The organism is Mesorhizobium sp. M0208, from assembly GCF_040322015.1.
Classification (GTDB): Bacteria; Pseudomonadota; Alphaproteobacteria; order Rhizobiales; family Rhizobiaceae; genus Mesorhizobium.
The window spans coordinates 1-504 of sequence record NZ_JAMYSP010000133.1; the positions used below are offsets into that span (position 1 = coordinate 1).

Annotated in this window: 1 protein-coding gene; it reads right to left on the reverse strand. The window is 66.3% G+C overall.

Annotation, left to right across the window (positions count from 1 at the left end; all coding sequences use genetic code 11):
- Window positions 1-55 precede the first annotated feature (55 nt).
- A complete protein-coding gene (gene tnpA, locus NKJ17_RS33980) occupies window positions 56-409 on the reverse strand; it encodes an IS66-like element accessory protein TnpA (RefSeq protein ID WP_031239744.1) in 354 nt (117 codons plus the stop codon).
- Between the last annotated feature and the right edge of the window lie 95 nt (window positions 410-504).

The following is a 504-nucleotide window of genomic DNA, read 5'->3' on the forward strand; positions in this document are numbered from 1 at the left end:
CGCATATCGGTCCGGCCGACCGCCAACCAGATCCGCACCTGGCTCGGAACCGGGATCATGAAACGCCCAGCGCCTTCACCATCGCTGCCGCCAGTGTTGGCGGCGTGGTCAGCGGAATCCGCAGCCGCACCTTGCCGGCGACCTCCAGCTCGATCACCGCTGGGGATGCCGCCGGCCGCGAAACGGCGACAGGCTCATCGGGAGCCACGACAACTTCGGCAAAGCCCGTCTCGCGGGCTCTCACCGTGCGGCGCCACTTATAGATCAGGCTGGTCGCGACATCGTACTGACGCGCTACCGCCGCCACTGTGGCCCCGGGCGCGAATGCCGCGGCCAGTATCCGGCACTGATCCTCTTCACGCCAACGACGACGACGCTCAGGCCCGGTCAATAACGTCACATGGCTCATGCTGTGCTGCTAACTTCGCTCGTAAGGGCGACCTTAAGAGCGCAGCCTCGCTACCGTGCCGTCCTCTCGCAAGGCGGCCTTCGCCGGAGGGTATC